The organism is Arthrospira sp. PCC 8006 (assembly GCF_046480465.1).
GTDB lineage: Bacteria > Cyanobacteriota > Cyanobacteriia > Cyanobacteriales > Microcoleaceae > Limnospira > Limnospira platensis.
Genome location: NZ_PKGG01000386.1, coordinates 1 through 2597, shown reverse-complemented (window position 1 = coordinate 2597; position 2597 = coordinate 1). Strand labels below are relative to the sequence as shown.

General features: G+C 43.9%; 2 protein-coding genes and 1 pseudogene. 2 read left to right on the top strand and 1 reads right to left on the bottom strand.

Annotated elements, in window-relative coordinates; translation table 11 throughout:
- Positions 1-239 (top strand): hypothetical protein (locus tag B9T16_RS27730; RefSeq protein ID WP_410246292.1); only part of this gene is annotated, 239 nt, incomplete at its 5' end.
- A 47-nt stretch (positions 240-286) separates the two neighbouring features.
- A complete protein-coding gene (locus tag B9T16_RS27725) occupies positions 287-607 on the top strand; it encodes a hypothetical protein (protein WP_410246291.1) in 321 nt (106 codons plus the stop codon).
- Between the two features lie 511 nt (positions 608-1118).
- On the opposite strand, the pseudogene B9T16_RS27720 reads toward B9T16_RS27725, so the two are convergent.
- A pseudogene (locus B9T16_RS27720) lies at positions 1119-2056 on the bottom strand (IS630 family transposase).
- Positions 2057-2597 lie beyond the last annotated feature (541 nt).

Genomic DNA, 2597 nt, shown 5'->3' with positions numbered 1-2597 from the left:
CCATGAAGCCATGTAGCCATGTAGGTTGGKTGAAACGCAGTGAAACCCAACAKCAGTTAGATATAGTGGGGTTGGGTTTCGTGACCTCCACCCAACCTACTCCACTTGGGGGAAAGTGCGATCGCCCATCTAGCCATGTAGGTTGGGTGAAACGCAGTGAAACCCAACAGCAGTTAGATATAGTGCGATCGCCTAATTTTCTCGGACTTCCCAAAACCGCAGCCATGTGGGTTGGGTGAAACGTAGTGAAACCCAACATAACTGAGATATAGTGGGGTTGGGTTTCGTGACCTCCACCCAACCTACTCCACTTGGGGGAAAGTGCGATCGCCCATCTAGCCATGTAGGTTGGGTGAAACGCAGTGAAACCCAACAGCAGTTAGATATAGTAGGGTTGGGTTTCGTGACCTCCACCCAACCTACTCCACTTGGGGGAAAGTGCGATCGCCCATGTAGCCATGTAGGTTGGGTGAAACGCAGTGAAACCCAACAGCAGTTAGATATAGTAGGGTTGGGTTTCGTGACCTCCACCCAACCTACTCCACTTGGGGGAAAGTGCGATCGCCCATCTAGCCATGTAGGTTGGGTGAAACCCAACAGCAGTTAGATATAGTAGGGTTGGGTTTCGTGACCTCCACCCAACCTACTCCACTTGGGGGAAAGTGCGATCGCCTCATTTTCTCGGACTTCCCAAAACCGCAGCCATGTAGGTTGGGTGAAACGCAGTGAAACCCAACATCAGTTAGATATAGTGGGGTTGGGTTTCGTGACCTCCACCCAACCTACTCCACTTGGGGGAAAGTGCGATCGCCTCATTTTCTCGGACTTCCCAAAACCGCAGCCATGTAGGTTGGGTGAAACGCAGTGAAACCCAACATCAGTTAGATATAGTGGGGTTGGGTTTCGTGACCTCCACCCAACCTACTCCACTTGGGGGAAAGTGCGATCGCCTCATTTTCTGATATAGCACTACGCATATACGTTAGGACAATTGTTGAATGATGCATCCACGCATTCTCTAACCGTTTTTGTTTAAGTCCGGAGAATAAGCAGGCTAATACCAAATTTAACATCCGGCTTTTTCTACGATTTCTTGAATACAGCCTTTATCTCAATCATTAAGCACAGTAACAACACTTGGTAAACCAGTTATTCAAACACTGTAAATCCACAAGGCTTACCGCCACTTCTACCAATCTCACTAATAATTCCATTGTCTCCGTCCTGAACTTGCACACTAAACTTTTGAACTGTGACCACATCATCTCTATAGGGTTAAACTCAGGGGAATGCACCGGCAGATATTCTACCCTGACTCCCACTGACTCTATCATTTATTTGACTTCTACTCCATGATGATAATTTAAGTTATCCATTACCACTACATCTCCTTTTTTTAATTTTGGCAATAAATCTAACTTGATGAATTGGAGAAAATCCTCTTTTTTCATCGACCCTTCTAATGTTTGAGTCGCCACCACTCCGGAGAGCTTAATTGCACCAATTATTGTCATTTTTTGCCTCGATAGGATTTCCGCATTTCATACACTTTTTTCCCTTTCGTAGCTCTGGCTAACGGTCTCCTCATTCCTACCCATAAACCCATCAATCAACACAAGCTTTTCAGTATCCACATCTCTAATTATTTCCCAATAATCTACTCGCGCTTTCTGTACTTCTTCTGTTACTACTTTTTCGCTCCTGTATGTTTTTTTTTGAGGCTTATATCGTGCTGCTTTAAAAATCTATCTATCATGCTCGTACTGACATTTATGCCCAGCTTTTCTCTGACCTTCTCACTATATTGCCATAAGGTCAGGTCGGGGTGGGCTTCTACAATATCTATCACGGCTTCCTCATGCTTAGATAAAATGCTTTTCTTTTTAGTGCCGCACTTACGAGGAGATAAGTCTCCCGTTAATCGATACTGTTTGACCAGTCGCCTTACCGTGTCTGGACTCACCAAAAAGCGTTTCGCTACTTTTCGGATAGAAGTGTCCCCTTTTTCATAGGCTTCTACTATCTTTTTCCGAAAATCTAAAGAGTAACGGCTCATGGTAGTTGGTTGTGATCACTTATACAATAGCCATACATTATACTGTACTTTGTGTTTTGGGTAAAGGCTGTATTATTTGAGTTTTTGAAAAATTTGTTAGATCAGATAGTTTGTAAAAAACAGTTAGAAGATAAAAAGCAATCACCCCATCTCCCAATCAACAGAGATGATATTGATGATGATGGTTGGCGTAAGCCCTAACAGCTAACAGATAACCCCTAACTCAATAACTTAATAGCCCCCTATGGTTTCTGACTGTAGGGGGTGTCTATGTATTTTTTGAATACAAGCCCGTTACAACACGCCTGTAACGGGTTTATATGAATGCTCACCCTATCATGTCCAGATATTACCCAGAACTACTTTACCCCTAACAGATAGCTTTACCTACAACCTACGACTAAGATTTTGGGGGTGAACTGATTATGTTGGTATCGGTTTCCGCACGGGGTGATTGCCAACAAAGATTGGAGACTTGCTGAGAATTATGTGGGTATCGATTCCCATCTCGGTAATTGTCACCAGTTGAAAAGTTGTTTAG